This is a genomic window from Streptomyces sp. CB00316 (assembly GCF_001905595.1).
Classification (GTDB): domain Bacteria; phylum Actinomycetota; class Actinomycetes; order Streptomycetales; family Streptomycetaceae; genus Streptomyces.
The window spans coordinates 295676-313909 of record NZ_LIXI01000003.1; the positions used below are offsets into that span (position 1 = coordinate 295676).

7 protein-coding genes are annotated in these 18234 nt (G+C 71.9%); all 7 read left to right on the forward strand.

Annotation, left to right across the window (positions count from 1 at the left end; translation table 11 throughout):
* Positions 1 to 33 precede the first annotated feature (33 nt).
* The 7 genes from AMK21_RS09510 to AMK21_RS09540 all read left to right on the forward strand — a co-directional run bounded on the left by AMK21_RS09510 (position 34) and on the right by AMK21_RS09540 (position 18233).
* On the forward strand, positions 34 to 9414 hold the full coding sequence (locus tag AMK21_RS09510) for a non-ribosomal peptide synthetase/type I polyketide synthase (protein ID WP_073876178.1): 9381 nt from the start codon (positions 34 to 36) through the stop codon (positions 9412 to 9414).
* Entirely contained in the window at positions 9404 to 11104 is a 1701-nt protein-coding gene (locus AMK21_RS09515) for a phytoene desaturase family protein (protein ID WP_073876181.1), read from the forward strand. The genes AMK21_RS09510 and AMK21_RS09515 overlap by 11 nt, the downstream gene beginning before the upstream one ends.
* Complete coding sequence (locus AMK21_RS09520; RefSeq protein WP_073876183.1) at positions 11101 to 12825, forward strand: phytoene desaturase family protein; 1725 nt, start codon at positions 11101 to 11103, stop codon at positions 12823 to 12825. Before AMK21_RS09515 ends, AMK21_RS09520 begins: the two co-directional genes overlap by 4 nt.
* On the forward strand, positions 12822 to 13877 hold the full coding sequence (locus AMK21_RS09525) for an MDR family NADP-dependent oxidoreductase (RefSeq protein ID WP_073876185.1): 1056 nt from the start codon (positions 12822 to 12824) through the stop codon (positions 13875 to 13877). The genes AMK21_RS09520 and AMK21_RS09525 overlap by 4 nt, the downstream gene beginning before the upstream one ends.
* A 44-nt stretch (positions 13878 to 13921) precedes the next feature.
* Complete coding sequence (locus AMK21_RS09530) at positions 13922 to 15106, forward strand: cytochrome P450 (protein ID WP_073876759.1); 1185 nt, start codon at positions 13922 to 13924, stop codon at positions 15104 to 15106.
* Positions 15107 to 15476: 370 nt separating this feature from the next.
* Entirely contained in the window at positions 15477 to 17204 is a 1728-nt protein-coding gene (locus tag AMK21_RS09535) for a diacylglycerol kinase family protein (protein WP_073876187.1), read from the forward strand.
* A 75-nt stretch (positions 17205 to 17279) separates the two neighbouring features.
* Positions 17280 to 18233, forward strand: coding sequence for a YihY/virulence factor BrkB family protein (locus AMK21_RS09540; RefSeq protein ID WP_073876189.1), 954 nt, complete (start codon positions 17280 to 17282; stop codon positions 18231 to 18233).
* The last annotated feature ends 1 nt before the right edge of the window (position 18234 follow it).

Genomic DNA, 18234 nt, shown 5'->3' on the forward strand with positions numbered 1-18234 from the left:
CCCGCCGCACCACGATGACTTGAGGAGTTCGACATGGCCGACGCGAACGACGCGAACACTCACGCGTTACGTCAGAAGGTGGCGATCATCGGCATGGGGTGCCGCCTCCCCGGCGGCGCCTCGGACCACCGGACCTTCTGGCGGAACCTGATGGCGGGCAAGGACTGCATCACGCCCACACCGCCCGACCGGTACGACGTGACCACACTCGGCAGCCGGTTCCGCGACAAACCCGGGCGCCTCGTCGGCGGCCGCGGCGGATACATCGACGGATTCGACGAGTTCGACCCCGCGTTCTTCGGCATCAGCCCCCGCGAGGCCGACCACATGGACCCGCAGCAGCGAAAACTGCTGGAGGTGGCCTGGGAGACGCTGGAAGACGGCGGCCAGCGCCCCGCCGACCTGGCCGGGGAGAACGTCGCCGTCTATGTCGGCGCGTTCACCCTGGACTACAAGATCCTCCAGTTCGCCGACCTGGGCTTCACCTCGCTGGCCGCGCACACCGCGACCGGGACCATGATGACGATGGTGTCGAACCGGATCTCGTACTGCTTCGACTTCCGCGGCCCCAGCCTCTCCATCGACACCGCGTGCAGCTCCTCCCTGGTCGCCGTCCACCTCGCCTGCCAGGCCCTGAGCCGCGGGGAGACCGATCTCGCGCTCGCCGGCGGCACCCTGCTGAACCTGGCCCCGCAGTACACCATCGCCGAGACGAAGGGCGGCTTCCTGTCGCCCGAGGGCCGCTCCCGTACGTTCGACGCCGCGGCCGACGGCTATGTACGGGCCGAGGGCGTCGGCCTGGTCGCGCTGAAGCGGCTGGAGGACGCCGTACGGGACGGGGACCGGATCCACGCGGTGATCCTCGGCAGCGGAGTCAACCAGGACGGCCACACCAACGGCATCACCGTGCCCAACCCCGACGCCCAGATCTCCCTCATCCGCCGCGTCTGCGCCGAGGCCGGCATCGCCCCCGGCGACCTCCAGTACATGGAGGCGCACGGCACCTCCACCCCCGTCGGCGACCCGATCGAGGCGGGAGCCCTGGCCCGCGCCCTGGCCGTCGGACGCAAGCCGGGTGCCCGCGCGTACGTCGGCTCCGTGAAGACCAACATCGGGCACACCGAGGCCGCCGCCGGGATCGCCGGGCTGATCAAGACCGTCCTCAGCCTCAAGCACCGGCACATCCCGCCCCACATCAACCTGGAGCGCCTCAACCCCGCCATCGACCGGGCCACGCTGCCGTACGAGATCCCCACCCGGCCGACGCCCTGGCCCGAGCACGAAGGGCCCGCCCGGGCGGGCGTGAACTCGTTCGGGTTCGGCGGCACCAACGCCCACGTCGTCCTGGAGGAGGCCCCGCCGCCCGTACACGAGGCCGCCCCCGACGCACGGGCCTGGAGCATCCTGCCGCTGAGCGCTCGGCACCCGGACGCCCTGCCGGAGCTGGCGGCCGGTATCCGCGGTGAACTGGCCGGCGACAACGGCCCGGCCGTGGCCCTGCCCGACCTCGGCCACACCCTGGCCCACCGCCGCCAGCACCTCCCGCACCGGCTCTCCGTCGTCCACTCCTCCCGCGCCTCCCTCGACGAGGCGCTCGCCGCCCTCCAGCGCGGCGAGACCCACCCCCGGGTCGTCTCGGACCGCGCGCGGGAGCCCGAAGCGCGGCGCCTGGTCTGGGTCTTCACCGGCATGGGGCCCCAGTGGTGGGGGATGGGTCGCCAACTCATCGACTCGGAACCGGTGTTCCGTGAGGCGATCACCCGATGCGACCGGGCCCTGCGGGAGTTCGCCCACTGGTCGCTGATCGAGGAGCTGACCGCCGACGAATCCACCTCACGCATGGGTGAGACCTGGCTCGCGCAGCCCGCCAACTTCGCCCTCCAGGTCGGCCTCACGGCCCTGTGGAGGTCGTACGGCGTGCGTCCGGACGCCATCGTCGGACACAGCACCGGCGAGATCGCCGCCTTCTACGAGGCGGGCGTCTACTCCCTCCAGGACGCGGCCCGGATCGCGGTGCACCGCAGCCGCCTCCAGCAGACCCTCGCCGGGACGGGCACCATGCTCGCGGTGAGCCTGACGGAGGACGAGGCGGAACGCCGGGTAAGCCCATACCGGGACCGGGTCTCCATCGCCGCCGTCAACAGCCCCACCTCCATCACGCTGGCCGGGGAGAGGGAGGCCCTGGCCCTGCTGGCCGAGGAGTTGCGGGCCGAGAAGCAGTTCGCCAAGTTCCTCACCGTACAAGTTCCTTACCACAGCGTGGGAATGGAACGAATCAAGAACGAACTTCTCACTGCACTCGCCTCCTTGGAGCCGCGACCAGCCCAACTCCCTCTCTATCTCACGGGCTCCGAGGGTGTCGCCCAGGGCAGCGAGCTGGACGCCGGGTACTGGTGGAAGAACGTACGCGACCGGGTACGGTTCCGCGGCGCCGTCGACCGCCTCGCCGGTGACGGGCACCAGGTGTTCCTGGAGATCGGCCCGCACCCGGTCCTCGGCCACGCGATCCGCGAGTGCCTGGAGGCCACCGGGGCGGCCGGGCTGACGCTGCCCTCGATCCGCCGCCAGGAGGACGAGAGCGAGCGGTTCGCGCTCTCCCTCGCCTCCCTCCACAACCTGGGCGCCGACATCGACTGGGACGTCCTCCAGCCCTCCGGCCGGCCGGTCACCCTGCCCCCTCACCCCTTCCGGCGCGACCGGCACTGGACCGAGCCCCCGGCCGTCGCCCAGGTCCGCCTGGGCCATATCGACCACCCGCTCCTCGGCCGCCGCACCGACCGCACGGAACCGGCCTGGCAGGCCTGCCTTGACACCGAGTCCCTGCCCTACCTGGCCGACCACCGCATTCAGGACACGGTGGTGTTCCCCGCCGCCGGCTACATCGAGATGGCGACCCAGGCCGCCCTGCGGCTCACCGGCTCCACCACCGCCGTCCTCGCCGACGTCGACCTGCGCAAGGCACTCTTCCTCCCGGACGGCGAGGACCGGACCGTGGAGGTGTCGCTCTCCCTGGAAAACGCGGCCTTCACGATCGCCTCGCCCGCCACCGGGGACGACGGGGAGCGGAACGTCCACGCGAGCGGCATCGTCCGCACCGGGCAGCGCCGCAGGACCGGCGCCCCTCTCGACGCCGCCGCGATCCGGGCCCGTACGGTCCGCCGTCTCGACGGCCCCGACTGCTACGCAGCGCTGGCCGGGCTCGGCTACCACTACGGCCCTGCCTTCCGGGCCATCGAGGAGGCGTGGATCGGCGCGGGGGAGGTCCTCGCCCGGATCCGCCCGCCCGAGGCGGTCGACGCCGTCGGCCACCACCTCCACCCGGTCCTCCTCGACGCCTGCTTCCAGGCGCTGCTGACCCCGCAGTTCCTCCAGGACCCGTCACCGGGGGCCGGCATCAGGCTGCCGCTCTCGCTGGACGAGGTCGCCCTCGAACCCATCGGCGATCAGCCGTTCTGGGTGCACGCCACCGTGCGCCCCGCCGACGCGGACACGACGCTCGGAGACATCGCCCTGTACGCCGACGACGGCGCGCCGCTGGGCCGGATCGAGGGGTTCCGGGCCGCCGACGTGGAGAAGGCGGCGACCGCCGTCGCCCGGACCACCATCGACTCGTGGCTCGCGGAGACGGTCTGGACGGAGTGCCCGGAGCCGGGGGAGGAGGACCCGCCCGCGCCCGCCGTCATAGCGGCCCGGGACCACGGCTGGCTGGTCCTCGCCGACACCCAGGGCGTCGCCGATGCCTTCTCCACCCTCGCCACCGCGCGGGGCGAGCGCTGCCACCTGGTGCGCCGGGGCCAGACGTACGCCGGAGCGGGACCGGACGGCTCCTTCACCGTGAACCCCGGATCCGCCGCCGACCTGGAGCGCCTCTTCGCCGAGCTGGACGGAGACGGCGAGCCCTTCCGCGGGGCCGTCATCCACCTGTGGAACCTCGACCGGCCCTCCCTCGCCGCCTGTGACCGGCAGGCCGTCCGCGACCACGCCGACCCGGGCTCGTACTCACTCATCGCCCTGGCCCGGACCCTCCTCGCCCGAGGCTTCACAGGCCGGCTGCACATCGTCACCCGGGGCGCCCAGCCCGTCCTGCCCGATGAGTCCGTTGAGCCCCTCGGAGCCCCCGCCTGGGGCGTCGGCCGGGTCCTGCGCCACCAGGAACTCACCGAACAACCAGGCAAGTTGATCGACCTCGACCCCGAGCGGCGACCGGGCCCGGAGGGAGCCCTCGCCGAGGCGGAGGCGCTCCTGCGCGAGGCGCTGACCGACGACGAGGAGGAGATCGCCCTGCGCGACGGCGTACGCCGAACCAGCCGCCTCCGCCCGGCCGAGGGCCTGACCCGGCCGCTGCCGCTACGCCTGCGGGCCGACGGCAGCTACCTGGTGACCGGCGCCTTCGGCGCGCTCGGCCGGCTGCTGTGCCACACCCTCGTCCGGCGAGGGGCCCGCAGGCTCGTCCTGATGGGGCGTACGCCGGTGCCCGCCCGCGAGAAGTGGGGTTCCACCGACCCCGCCACCGCCGAAGGCCGGGCGGTGGGCCTGCTCCGTGAGCTGGAGGCGCTCGGCGCCCAGGCCGTCCTGGCCCCCCTCGACATCACCGACGAGGACGCCCTGACCGGCTGGCTGGACGCATACCGGCGCACCGGCTCCCCGCCCGTGCGCGGGGTGTTCCATCTCGCCGGACAGGTCCGCGACACCCTGGTCACCGACCTCGACCGGCCCGCCTTCGACGCCGTCCACGACCCCAAGACCGTCGGCGCCTACCTCCTCCACCGCCACCTGCGGGACGAACCCCTCGACCACTTCGTCCTCTTCGCCTCCATCGCCTCCCTGCTCACCACCGCCGGACAGACCAACTACGCGGCGGGCAACGCCTTCCTGGACGCCCTGGCCCACCACCGCCGGGCCCAGGGACTGCCCGCGCTCAGCCTCGACTGGGGCCCCTGGGCCACCGGCATGATCGAGGAACTCGGCCTGGTCGACCACTACCTGCACAGCCGCGGCATGAGCTCCCTGGCCCCCGACGCCGGCATGGCCGTCCTGGAACGCGTCATCGGCCAGGACCACGCCCAGCTGGTCGTCGCCACCGTCGTCAACTGGCCGACCTTCCTGGCCTGGTACCCCTCCCCGCCCCCGCTCGTCACCGCCCTGGCCGCGGCGGCCGCCCCGCCCCCGGGCGCCACCCAGGGCAACGGCTTCCTCGACATCTTCCGTACCGCCGACGAGGAGACCCGCCGCTCCCTGGCGGCCGATCGCTTCGCCGCCCTCTCCGCCACCGTCCTGCGCACCGGCACCGACCGCATCGACCCCGCCGAAGGCCTCGGCCACCTGGGGCTCGACTCCCTGCTGGCCATGGAGCTGCGCGCCCGCATCCACGCCGAACTCGGCGTCGCCCTCCCCGTCGTCGCCCTGCTCAGCGGAACCCCGGCCGGAGAGCTGGCCGCACAGCTCCACGACGGCCTGGCGGAACTCGCCTCGGCCGACGGGCTCGACACCACCGGCCGGGCCGTCGAGCTCCACGACGACCCCGCGTGCTACCCGCTGACCCAGAACCAGAAGGCGCTCTGGTTCCTCAAGCACCTCAATCCCGACGGGTACGCCTACAACATCGGCGGAGCCGTCGAGGTGAAGGTCGCCCTCGAACCGGACCTGATGTTCGAGGCCGTCCGTCGGCTCATCGCCCGCCACCCCGCGCTGCGCACCAACTTCCTGCTGAAGGACGGGCAGGTTGTGCAGCGGGTCTCCGAGGACGCCGAACCCGACCTCGCCCTCTTCGACGTCCAGGGCGAGGACTGGGAGACCATCCACGCCACCATCGTCGCCGAGTACCGCAAGCCGTACGACCTCGCCCACGACCCGCTCGTCCGCTTCCGCCTCTTCAAGCGCGGGCACGACCGCTGGATCATCATGAAGGCCGTCCACCACATCGTCTCGGACGCCATCTCCACGTTCACCTTCATCGAGGAGCTCTTTCAGGCCTACGAGGCCCTGCGACAGGGCCTCGAACTCCCACTCCCGCCCGTGCGGGCCCGCTACCTCGACTTCCTCAACCAGCAGAACGCCTTCCTCGCCGGACGCGAGGCCGCCGGGATGCTCGACTACTGGCGCTCCCACCTCCCAGCCGAGGTCCCCCTCCTCGACCTCCCCGTCGACAAGCCGCGGCCGGCCGTCCAAACGCACAACGGGGCCTCCGAGTTCTTCGTGCTGGACGCCGAACTCAGCGCCCGGGTGCACGCCCTGGCCCGCGCGCACAACATCACGCCGTTCATGGTGCTGCTGAGCGCCTACTACCTGCTGCTGCACCGCTACTCGGGCCAGGAACACATCGTCGTCGGCTCCCCGGTGACGGGCCGGACGCGGCAGGACTTCGCCTCCGTCTACGGCTACTTCGTCAACCCGCTCCCGCTCCACGCCGACCTCACCGGTGACCCGAGCGTGGCGGACCTCCTGGAACAGGTCCGCCGGACCGTCCTCGGCGGTCTGGACAACCAGGAGTACCCGTTCGTCCTGCTCGTCGACGAGCTCGGCCTCCAGCACGACCCCAGCCGCTCGGCCGTCTTCCAGGCGATGTTCATCCTCCTCACCCACAAGGTCGCCACCGAGCAGTACGGATACCGGCTGGAATACATCGAACTGCCCGAGGAGGAGGGCCAGTTCGACATCACGCTCTCCGCCTACGAGGACGAGGCGGAGCGCCGCTTCCACTGCGTCCTCAAGTACAACACCGACCTCTTCCTCCCGCAGACCATGCGGCGCATGGCCGCCCACTACACCCGCCTGCTCGACCACATGACCCGGGCGCCCGGCGAGCACCCCGCCTCGCGCCTGGAGATGCTGGACGAAGAGGAACGGGAACAGCTGGTGGGGGAGTGGAGCCGCCCCGCCCTGCCCATGGCCGCCGCGGATTCGGTGTTCACCCCGATCCATGAGCTGGTCAGCGAGATCGCCGCCGAGCACCCCTCTTCCGTCGCCGTCACCATGCCGCTTCCGGGCGGCGGCGCACGCCGGCTGACCTACGGGGAGCTGGAGCGCCGGGCCGCCGACGCGGCCGCCCGGCTGCGCACCCTGGGCGTCACCGCCGGGTCGGTGGTCGTCGTGTGCCTGGACAAGTCGCCGGAGCTGATCGTCACCCTGCTCGCCGTGCTCAAGGCCGGGGGCGCCTACCTGCCGCTGAGGCCCGACCAGCCCGCGGACCGCGTGGCGCACCTCGTCCGGGCCACGGGGGCAGACATCGTCATCGTCTCCGGCGAGCCCGCACGCGAGGGGACCGCCGCGCTGCCGGTCGTCACCCTGACCCTCGACGCACTGCACGCGACCGAGCCGCGCCCGGACGGCCCCCGGGAGAACACGGACCCCGACTCGACGGCGTACGTCATCACCACCTCTGGTTCCACCGGCCTCCCCAAGGCCGTCCGGGTCAGCCACCGCAACCTCGCCTCCGCTTACGGGGCGTGGCGCCAGGAGTACCGGCTGGAGAGCGACGTCCGGGTGCACCTCCAGATGGCCGAGCCGTCGTTCGACGTGTTCACCGGCGACCTCGTCCGCGCCCTCTGCTCGGGCGGCAACCTCGTCCTGGCCGACCGCGACCTGCTCTTCGACACCGCACGGCTGTACCGGACGATGCGTCAGGAGCGCGTCGATTGCGCGGAGTTCGTACCTGCTGTGGTGCGGGGGCTGATGGACCACTGCGTACGGGAGCGGCTGCGGCTGGACTTCCTGCGGCTGCTGGTGGTCGGCTCGGACTCCTGGAAGGTGGCGGAGTACCAGCGGCTGAGCGAGCTGTGCGGTCCGGCGACGCGGCTCGTCAACTCCTACGGCCTCACCGAGGCGACCATCGACAGCGCCTTCTTCGAGGGGCCCGTCGACGACCTGGAGCCGGGCCTGATGGTCCCGATCGGCCGGCCCCTGCCCAACAGCACCCTCCACATCCTGGACGCCCACGGTGAACCCGTCCCGCCCGGCGTCCCCGGTGAGCTCTGGATCGGCGGTGACGGCGTCGCGCTCGGCTATGCCGGGGACCCCTGGCAGACGGCGGAACGCTTCGTCACCCGTACGCTCGGCAAACGACCGGGCGCCCTGCCCGAACGGCTCTACCGCACCGGCGACATCGCCCGCTGGGACGCCCACGGCCGCGTCCATCTGCTGGGCCGCACCGACGGCCAGGTCAAACTGCGCGGCCACCGCATCGAGATCGGCGAGATCGAGGCCCACCTCGCCCAGTGGCCCCCGCTCGCCCGGGCCGTCGTCACCGTCACCGCGGACTCCGGGGGAGAGGCCGCGCTCTGCGCCTACTGCGTATCGGCGACCCCCGGCACCGCACTCGACCGGCGGGCCCTGCGCCGCCACCTGGCGGGCTCACTGCCCTCGTACATGATCCCCTCCTACTTCGTCGAGCTGCCCGCCCTCCCGCTCACCGTCAACGGCAAGATCGACAGCGCCGCTCTGCCCGCACCCCGGGCCGATACCGGCGAGCGCCCCCACGAGGAACCGGTGACGCTCTACGAGACCGGCGTGGCCCGGCACTGGAAGGCGTTGCTGGGGCTCGAACAGGTGGGCCTGGAGGACGACTTCTTCGAAGTCGGCGGCTCCTCCATCAAGCTCATCGAGCTTCTCCACCACCTGCGCACCGAGTTCGGCGTCAGCGTCCCCGTCAGCCGCCTCTACCAGGTCACCACCCTCCACGGCATGGCCGCCACCGTCCAGGAGGTCCTGCACAGCACCAGTGCCGAGGAACTGCCGTATCTGACCTTCAACTCCGGTCAGACCCCGCACCTCTTCTGCTTCCCGCCCGCCGGTGGCCACGGACTCGTCTACCGGGGCCTGGCCGCACAACTCCCGGAGTACGCCGTCATCGGCTTCAACTACCTGCCGGGCGACGGCAAGGTGGCCCACTACGCCGACCTCGTCGAAGCCGCCCGGCCCGAAGGCGCCTGCCTCCTCCTCGGCTACTCCCTCGGCGGCAACGTCGCCTTCGAGACGGCGAAGGAGCTGGAGCGGCGCGGCCGACGGGTGGGCCATGTCGTCATCCTCGACTCCCGCCGCATCATGGAGCGTTACGAGCCCGGGGACGAGGGGATCCGCGTGTTCGAGGTCGAACTCGCCGACCACCTGCGCAAACACACCGGGTCGGACGCCGTCGCCCAGGAAACCCTCGCGCACGCCGCGGAGTACCTCGCCTTCTGCGGCCGCACCCCCAACACCGGAACGGTGACCGCGCCGGTCAGCGTGATCACCGACGAGGAGAAGACCGCCCTGTACGCGGCCGGCGAGCACGGCACCTGGCACGGCAGCTCCACCGGCACCGTCGTCGTACTGCGCGGCTCCGGCGTCCATGCCGACATGCTCGACCCCAAGCACCTCGCCCGCAACGCCGCCCTGGTCCGCACCGTACTGACGGGAGACACGGCCCATGGCGGATGACACGAGCACGCTCCGAGACACGGCTGACGACTGGAGCAGCCGCGAGCGCACCCCCGGCACCCCGCCCCGCGTGATCGTCATCGGCGCGGGTGTGGCCGGACTCTCCACCGGCTGCTACGCCCAGATGAGCGGAGCCCGTACGCGGATCTTCGAGAAGCACGTGCTGCCCGGCGGCTGCTGCACCGCCTGGTCGCGGGACGGCTACCTCTTCGACTACTGCATCGAGTGGCTGATCGGCACCGCGCCCGGCAACGAGGCCCACCAGGTCTGGCGGGAGCTGGGCGCCCTCGACGGCAAGACCGTCACCAACTTCGAGCTGTTCAACAAGGTCGAGGACGAGAGCGGCCGTTCGGTGACCTTCTACAACGACCCGGACCGCCTGGAGGCCCACCTGCTGGCGGTCTCACCCGTCGACGCGCCCGTGATCCGGGCCTTCACCCGGGACCTGAAGCGGTTCATCGCCATCGACCTGTACCCGTTCCTGACGGCACCGGCCCTGCGGACCGTACGGGAGCGGGCGGCGACCCTGCGCACGGTGCTGCCGGCCTTCCGCCTCTTCTGGCGGACGGCCGCCACCCCGATGCACGTCTTCGCCGACAAGTTCCAGGACCCGCTGCTGCGCCGGGCCTTCCGCAACATCTTCTTCCAGGACCCGGAGGGCTTCCCGCTCCTGCCGTACCTGTTCAACATGGCGGCGGCGTACCACCTCAACGCCGGTTTCCCGCAAGGAGGTTCACTGGGCCTCTCGCGCTCGATCGAGGAGCGCTACCTGGGCCTGGGCGGACACGTCACCTACCGGGCCCGTACGGAGAGGATCCTGGTCGAGAACGACCGGGCGATCGGCGTAGAACTCCGCAACGGCAAACGCTACTTCGCTGAGCACGTCGTCTCCGCGGCCGACGGCCACTCAACCGTCCACGGGCTGCTCGGCGGCCGGTACACCGGCCCCAGGATCGACAAGCTCTACACCGACCTCCTCCAACGCCCCGGCACCCTCTTTCCCGCGGTCGTCTCCGCCTTCGTAGGCCTGCGCGGCGACTTCGACCCAGGCGAGGCCCACAGCACCACCCACCTCCTGACCGACGAGGACGGCAGGCGGCTCCCCGGCGCCCTGCAGAACAGCCTGGTCGTCCAGGCGCGCTCCCGCTACTCCGACGGCTTCGCGCCCCCCGGCCGCTCCGTCCTGCACTGCACCTACTTCAGCGACTACGCCTACTGGAAGGAGCTGCGCACCCGCAACCGCAAGGAGTACCGGCAACGCAAACACGAGGTCGCCGACTTCGTCCGCACCTTCCTGGAGCGCCGCTCCCCGGGCATCACCGACCGCATCGACCTCGTCGACGTCGCCTCGCCCGCCACCACCCACCGGTACACCGGCAACCACAACGGCTCCATCCTCGCCTGGAAGGCCTTCTCCGACGCCGATGACGTCTCCGCCCGCCTGGTCGGCCGGGACCGGATGCGGCTCCCCGGCCTCACCGGCTTCTCCATGGCCGGGCAGTGGGTCGGCATGGGCGGCCTGATCCGCGCCGCCTCCACCGGCCGCTTCGCCGTCCAGTACCTCTGCCGCGAAATCGGCCTGGAATTCCGGGCGTGGGAGAGCGAGGCCACCGAGCCCTGGCACCCCGGGAAGCTGGGCCGGCTGCCCCAGCTCGACCGGTGGTCAGCACGGGAGGAAACCAGTTCATGACCACGTCCACGACCGACACGACCCGGCGGCCCCGCGAGTCGATGATCATCATCGGCGGCGGCCTCGGCGGCCTCTCCACCGGCTGCTACGCCCGTATGAACGGCTACCGCACCCATATCCTGGAGATGCACGAACTGCCCGGCGGCTGCTGCACCGCCTGGGAGCGCGGCGGCTTCACCCTGGACGCCTGCGTCAGCTGGCTCCTCGGCAGCGGCCCCGGCAACGAGATGCACCGGATCTGGCTGGAGCTGGGCGCGTTGCAGGGCAAGGAGATCCGCCACTTCGACGTGTTCAACATCGTGCGCGGACAGGACGGGCGGGCCGTCCATTTCTACTCCGACCCGGACCGGCTGGAGGCCCACCTCATCGGGATCTCCCCGGCCGACGCCCGTACCGTACGCAGGTTCTGCGCCCAACTGCGCAGCTTTCGCAAGGCCCTTGCCGTCTACCCGTTTCTCAAGCCCGTCGGCCTGATGGGCCGCGTGGAGCGCTGGCGGATGCTCGCGTCGTTCCTCCCCTACGCCAACGCCGTCCGCACCACGATCACCGTCCTGATGGCCGACTACTCGGCGAAGTTCAAGGACCCGCTCCTGCGGGAGGCGTTCAACTTCATCCTGTACGAGAAGCACCCCAACTTCCCTGTCCTGCCCTTCCACTTCCAGCTCGCCTCCCACGCCAACCTTTCCGCGGGCGTTCCCGAAGGCGGCTCCCTCGGCCTCGCCCGGTCGATCGAGGCCCGCTACCGCCGGCTCGGCGGGGAGATCTCGTACAACACGAAGGTCGAGACGGTCATCGTCGAGGACGACCGCGCGGTGGGCGTCCGGCTCAGCGACGGCAGCGAACTGCGCGCGGACATCGTGGTGTCGGCCTGCGACGGCTACACCACCACCATGAGGTTCCTGGAGGGGAGGTACCTGGTAGAGGAGTACCGCAAGCTCTACACCCGGACCATCCACGAACCGGGCATGGTCTTTCCCGGCTACTTCACTCTCTTCCTCGGTCTCTCCCGCCCCTTCCCGGAAGGGGACCCCTGCACGACCTACCTGCTCGACGAGGCCACGGCGGCGAAGCTCACCGGTATCCGCCACGCCAGCGTCAACGTCCAGTTCCGCAACCGCCATTACCCCGAACTCTCCCCGGAGGGCACCACCGTCGTCTACGCCACCTACTTCTGCGACATCGCCCCCTGGCGGGCCCTGGACGAGGGCCCCGAACAGGTCACCCGCTCCCGCGGCGGCCAGGAGCTGCACACCCTGCCCGTGCGCCACGGCCGCGGCTACTATGCGGCCAAACGGCGCGCACGCGAGACGCTCGTGGACTTCCTGGAGCAGCGCTTCCCGGGCCTGCGCGACGCCATCGTCGTACGCGACGTCTCCAGCCCGCTCACCCAGGTCCGCTACACCGGCAACTACGACGGTACGGTGCTCGGCTGGCAGCCGTTCGTCGAGAGCGGCGAGACCCTCGAAGAGCTGGTCAAGAAGTACGGCCCGGGGCTGCCGGGCCTGGCGAACTTCTACCAGTCCGGCGTATGGGCCACCACCGGCGGGCTGATCCGGGCGGCCGCAGCCGGACGCCACGTCACGCAGTTCATCTGCCGCGACGACGGAAAGCCCTTCACCGCGTCGGTCGACCTCACCGCGCCCCCGCCGACCCACCGCGTCATCCCCGTACCGGCCGGCCGAGGGGCCACCGCCGTACCGACGACAGGGAAGAGCACATGAAGATCGCGAAATGGGTGGTCCGCGAGCACGTCGACGGCGTGCCCGACGTGGACCGCGTCTACGAGAAGGTCGTCGAGAACGTCGACGTGACCCTGGCCCCCGACGAGATGCTCCTGCGCACGCTGTACGTCTCCGTCGACCCCTACCTCCAGGGCATCGCGCTCGACACCCCGATCGGGGCCCACATGGGCGCCGACTCGATCATGGAGGTCGTCGAGGCCGGACCGCGCGCCGCCCACGGCGTCGGCGACCTCGTGCAGGGCTTCGGCGGCTGGCGGTCCCATGTCGTCTCCACCGGGGAGGCCGAACTCTGGCAGACCGGCACGTTCCCCATGGTCTTCCCGGCCTACCGCAGGCTCGACCCGCACTGGTACGACGACGCGCTGCCGCTCCCGACCGCGCTGAGCGTGATGGGCGGCCCGGGGATGACGGCCTGGGGGACCCTGGCCAAGTACATGACGGTGGCCCCCGGGGACACCTTCGTCATCAGCGGGGCCTCCGGCGCGGTCGGCGCACTCGTCGGCCAGCTCGCCGCGCTCGCGGGCGCCCGCGTCATCGGGACCACCTCGTCCCCGCAGAAGGCGGAGTACCTCCTCGGCCTCGGCTTCGACACGGTCGTCGTCTACCGGCACACCGACAGCGCCGGCATTGTCCGTGAGGCGCTGACCCGGGCGGCCCCCGACGGGGTCGACCGCTACTTCGACAACCTCGGCGGCACGGTCACCGACGTGGTGTTCTCCATGCTCAGGGTCGGCAGCCAGGTGGCGGTGTGCTGGCAGTGGGCGACCCAGGTCGGCAACGAGGACACCGGCCCGCGCCTGCTGCCCTACCTGATGTTCCCGCGTGCGACGGTCCGGGGGATCTTCTCGCTGGAGTGGTTCACCGAGCAGAACTGGAAGGACCTCCACGCGGAGCTGGGCGGCCGGGTCCGGCGTGGGGAGGTCGTCTGCGACCACACCCTCCACCACGGCTTCGACGCCATCCCCGCCGCCTACGGGAGCCTCTACCGCGACCGGGCGGACCACCGGGGCAAGGTGCTGGTCGCGCTGTGAGGACCGGCGAGGCTCAACCGCTGCGTCTGTCGAAGGAGTTCACGATGGCCACCACCGACCCGTCGACCCTGGTCCCCCTGCACCGCCTGCGCTTCGAGGAACCGGGCCCACCCCGGCTGGGGGAGCTGCCGGGCGGCGCCCCCGCCTGGCTGGTCAGCCGGTACGCCGACGTCCGCCAGGTGCTCTCCGACCCGCGCTTCGGCCGGTCCCGGCTGTACGCGGCGGACGCACCCGCCCTCTCCGACGTACCGGACCTCGTGAACAACCCCGACCTGATGTTCAACCAGGACGGCCCCGACCACCTGCGGCTGCGCCGGACCCTGCGCCGCGCCTTCACCCCGAGGGCCGTCGCCCGCTGGCGGCCGTGGATCGCCGCCATCGTGGAACAGCTCCTGGGCCGGCTGGAGAGCCGCCCCCACCCGGTCGACGTGGTCGAGGAGTTCACCCTCCCTCTCCCCGTGGCAGTGATCAGCCGGCTGATGGGCCTGGACGAGTCCGCGCGCGACCGGATGCGCCACTGGAGCGAGCACGCCTTCTCCGACGGCTCTCACTCCGGGGAGGAGGTGGAGTCCGTACTGAAGGAGTTCAGCGGGTTCGGCGCGGAGCTCCTCACGGAGCGGCGGCGCGCCCCCGGCGACGACCTCATCAGCAGCCTGGTGCGGGCGGCCGACGCGGAGGGCGGGCTCCCCGAGGCGCAGTTGGTGAGCCTGGTGTGCGGGCTCGTCGTCGGGGGCCACGACAGCACGATGACCATGCTGGGCAACGCTTTGCTCTACCTCCTCGGCGAGCGCCCGGAGAGCTGGCCCCGCATCGGCGCGGACGAGGAGGCGGCCGGAAGGGCGGCGGACCGGCTCATCCACCTCGTCCCGTTGGGCGACGACCGGGGAACGGCACGCCACGCGGCCGTCGACACCGAGGTCGGCGGGGTGGTGATCCCGGCGGGTGCGGTCGTCCTGGCGGACTGCGGCGCGGCCAACCGCGACCCGGCGGTCTTCCCCCGCCGCACCCGCGACGACCTGTTCGCCCCCCTGGAGGCCCCCACCCTCTCCTTCGGGGCCGGGGCCCACTACTGCCTGGGCGCCTGGCTGGCCCGTACGGAACTCCAGATCGCCCTGCACCGCCTGGCCGCCCGCTTCCCGGGCCTGCGCCTGACGGAGCCCGCGGACGCGGTGCTCTGGCGCACCGGAACGACGTCCCGCAGTCCGCGGAGGCTGGGGGTGCGCTGGTAGGACGGACCGGCCTCAGCGGACCTGTGCGAAGCTCGGGCCGTAGTCGCCGGCCTTGACGCGCAGCGTCTCGTACCCGTCGTCTCCGGCTTGGGCGGGACCTTGAGCTGCCCGTCAAAGGAGCTGTCGAGTACGTCCTTCTGCGGGCCGTCCACGCTACGGGCAGTTCGCAGCGCCCCGCCCGCCCCACGGGCACCTGACGGTGGCCCAGACGAGAAGGGGGCGTAGCGCGACTGTGACGCGCGAGGCGCCACCGGCCGGTCCCTGCCGCCATCCGGCAGGCCTGTCCGGCCCCTGTCAGGGAACACGGCGTAACGCCGGGGAAGAACACGCTTCCCCGGCCCGCCGTCCGGCGGAGGACCGGGGGGACCCGATGCCGACCACCACGCCCGCGAGAGCCGCCGACCCGTCCGGAGCCCTGGCTCCGCCACGCCTGGGCCACTCGCCGGCCCTGAGCAGCGGCGCCGGCCGCGCGGCGGCGCGGCTCGCGGCGTTCGCGGTCTGCCAGGCGGCGATGATCGCGGGACTCGGCCTGCTGATCACCGGGCCGGCGCGGAACCTGTGGCCGCTCTCCGCCGAGGACGCGTTGAACGACGCCTTCGCACGGGTACGTACGGACGCCCTGACCACCGCATCGGCGATCGCCTCAGGGGCGGGGGACACCGCCACCGTCGTCGGCCTCACCGTCCTGTGCTGCCTGGCTCTCCTCGTGGTGCCCCCGCTTCCCCGGTGGCGCGCGGCGCTCTTCCTGGCCCTGGCCGTCTGGCTCCAGTCCCTGGTCTTCCTGCTCATCACGGAGGCCGTGGACCGGACGCGCCCGGACGTGGAGCGTCTGGACGCCTCGCCTCCGACGTCGAGTTACACCTCCGGGCACACCGGGGCGGCCACCGCGCTCTACGCCGGGCTGGCCGTCCTGGTGCTGTCCCGCGTCCGTGGCCGCTGGGGCAGGCCGGTGGGCGTCCTCCTGCTGCTGATCCCGCTCCTGGTGGGGTTGGCCCGGCTCTACCGCGGCATGCACCATCCCAGCGATGTGGCGGCGGGGCTGCTCAACGGCACGCTCTCGCTCATCGTCGTCGGCCGTGCCGTGCTCGCCGACGACGCCTGGGCCGCACGGCCCCCGGCCGACGCGGTGGACATCGCCGTGGCGGCCGCCGAGAGCCGGCCCGGTCCGTCGCGCGAGCCCGCCGTGGTGATCGTCAATCCGACCGTCACCGACACCGCCACCTGCGACCGGCTGCGGCTCGTCCTCGCGCAACGGGGGCATGCGGGCGTGACGTTCGTGGAGACCACCGAGCGCGACACCGGGGGCGGCCAGGCAGCCGACGCGGTCCGTGGCGGAGCGGGCCTCGTGGTGGCGTGCGGCGGCGACGGCACCGTCCGAGCGGTCGCCGACGCCCTGGCCGGAACCGGCGTCAGGTTGGCCGTCGTGCCCTGCGGTACGGGCAACCTGCTGGCCCGGAACCTCGGGCTGCCCCTCGACCCCGCCGACGCCCTGGCCGCCGGGCTCACCGGTGAACCCCGGGCGCTGGACCTCGGCACCATCAGCGGCGACGGGATCGCCCGCACGCACTTCACGGCCATGGCGGGAGCCGGACTCGACGCGGCGGTGATGCGGTCCACCTCCGACCGCGCCAAGGCGGCGCTCGGCTGGCCCGCCTACGTCCTGGCCGGACTCGGCGAACTGCGGGGTCCCCGGATGCGGCTGGCGGTCACACTCGACGGCGCACCGGCGCTGCACCGCACCGCCCGCATGGTCCTCATCGCCAACATCGGCACCGTCCAGGGCGGTACGGCCCTCGTCCCCGGCGCCCGGCCCGACGACGGGCTGCTGGACCTGGCGGTCTTCGACCCCCGAGGTGCGGGCGGCTGGCTGCGTGCGGCGGGGGTGCTGCTGCGCGGATCGCGGCCCTCCGGCAGCGGACCCGCTCCCGGAGCCCGCCGGGGCCCGGTCGAGTTCCTCACCTTCCGCCGCGCCGAACTGGCCTTCACCCGGCCCCAGCCCCGCGAAGTGGACGGTGACCTGGTGGCCCCCGGCCGGAGGATCACCGTGGAGGTCAGGCCCGGCGCCCTCACCGTCCTGCTGCCGGCAGGGGAGAAGTGATGGGATCCACCGTTCTGCTGCCGGCAGGGGAGAAGTGATGGGATCCACTGTTCTGCTGCCCGCACGGGAGAAGTGATGGGAACCGCGACCCGGGTGCCGGTCACCCATGACATGACGGGCGACGAACTCTCCGCCGACGAAGCCCTCGTGGCGCTCCGCCGGTACGGCCGCTGGCCCCTGCTGCGCGACGCCTTCGTACGCTTCCGTTACGCCGACGGCTTCAGCCACTCCCGCGCGCTGGCCCTCCAGACGATCCTGGCGATCATCCCGCTGGTGATCGCCTTCGTCGGCCTCTCCACCGCTCTGCACACCGAGAACGTCGGAAGACTCGCCGAGCTGACGATCCGCAGCCTGAGCGAAGGGCCGAGCGCTCCTGTGGTGGACGAGGCGCTGGACCGCAACCGGCGAGGCGACGGTGAAGGTGCCGAGATCGCCCTGTGGTTCGGACTCCTCTTCTCCCTGGTCAACGTCACGACGGCGATGTGCCAGATCGAGCGCGGCGCCAACCGGATCTACGGTGTGGAGCGGGACCGGGTCTTCCACCGCAAGTACCTGCGGGGCTTGGTCATGTCGTTGAGCGCCGGGATACCGCTCGGCATCGCCTCGATCATGATCGTGGCCGGCGGCGACCTCGTGACGGCCGCCACCACCGTCTACGGACTCGGCGACGGCGCACGCACGGCCTGGGACCTGCTCCGCATCCCGCTCGGCCTGCTGCTCGCCCTGATCTCCGCCAGCGCGATCTTCCGGCGCTCGCCGCGCCGCCGACAGCCCGGGTACACCTGGCTCGCGTTCGGCGCCGCCGTGTACCTGGTGCTCTGGACCCTGCTGACCTGGCTGCTCAGCCTCTACCTCCAGCTCAGCGGCTCCTTCGACACGGTCTACGGACCGCTGAGCCTCTTCATGGCCCTGCTCCTGTGGTCCTACCTGACCTCCCTGTCCCTCTTCCTCGGACTGTCCTTCGCCGCCCAGCTGGAAGCCGTACGCGCGGGGAAACCCGGCCCGATCACCGCCGACCCGGGAACCTGAC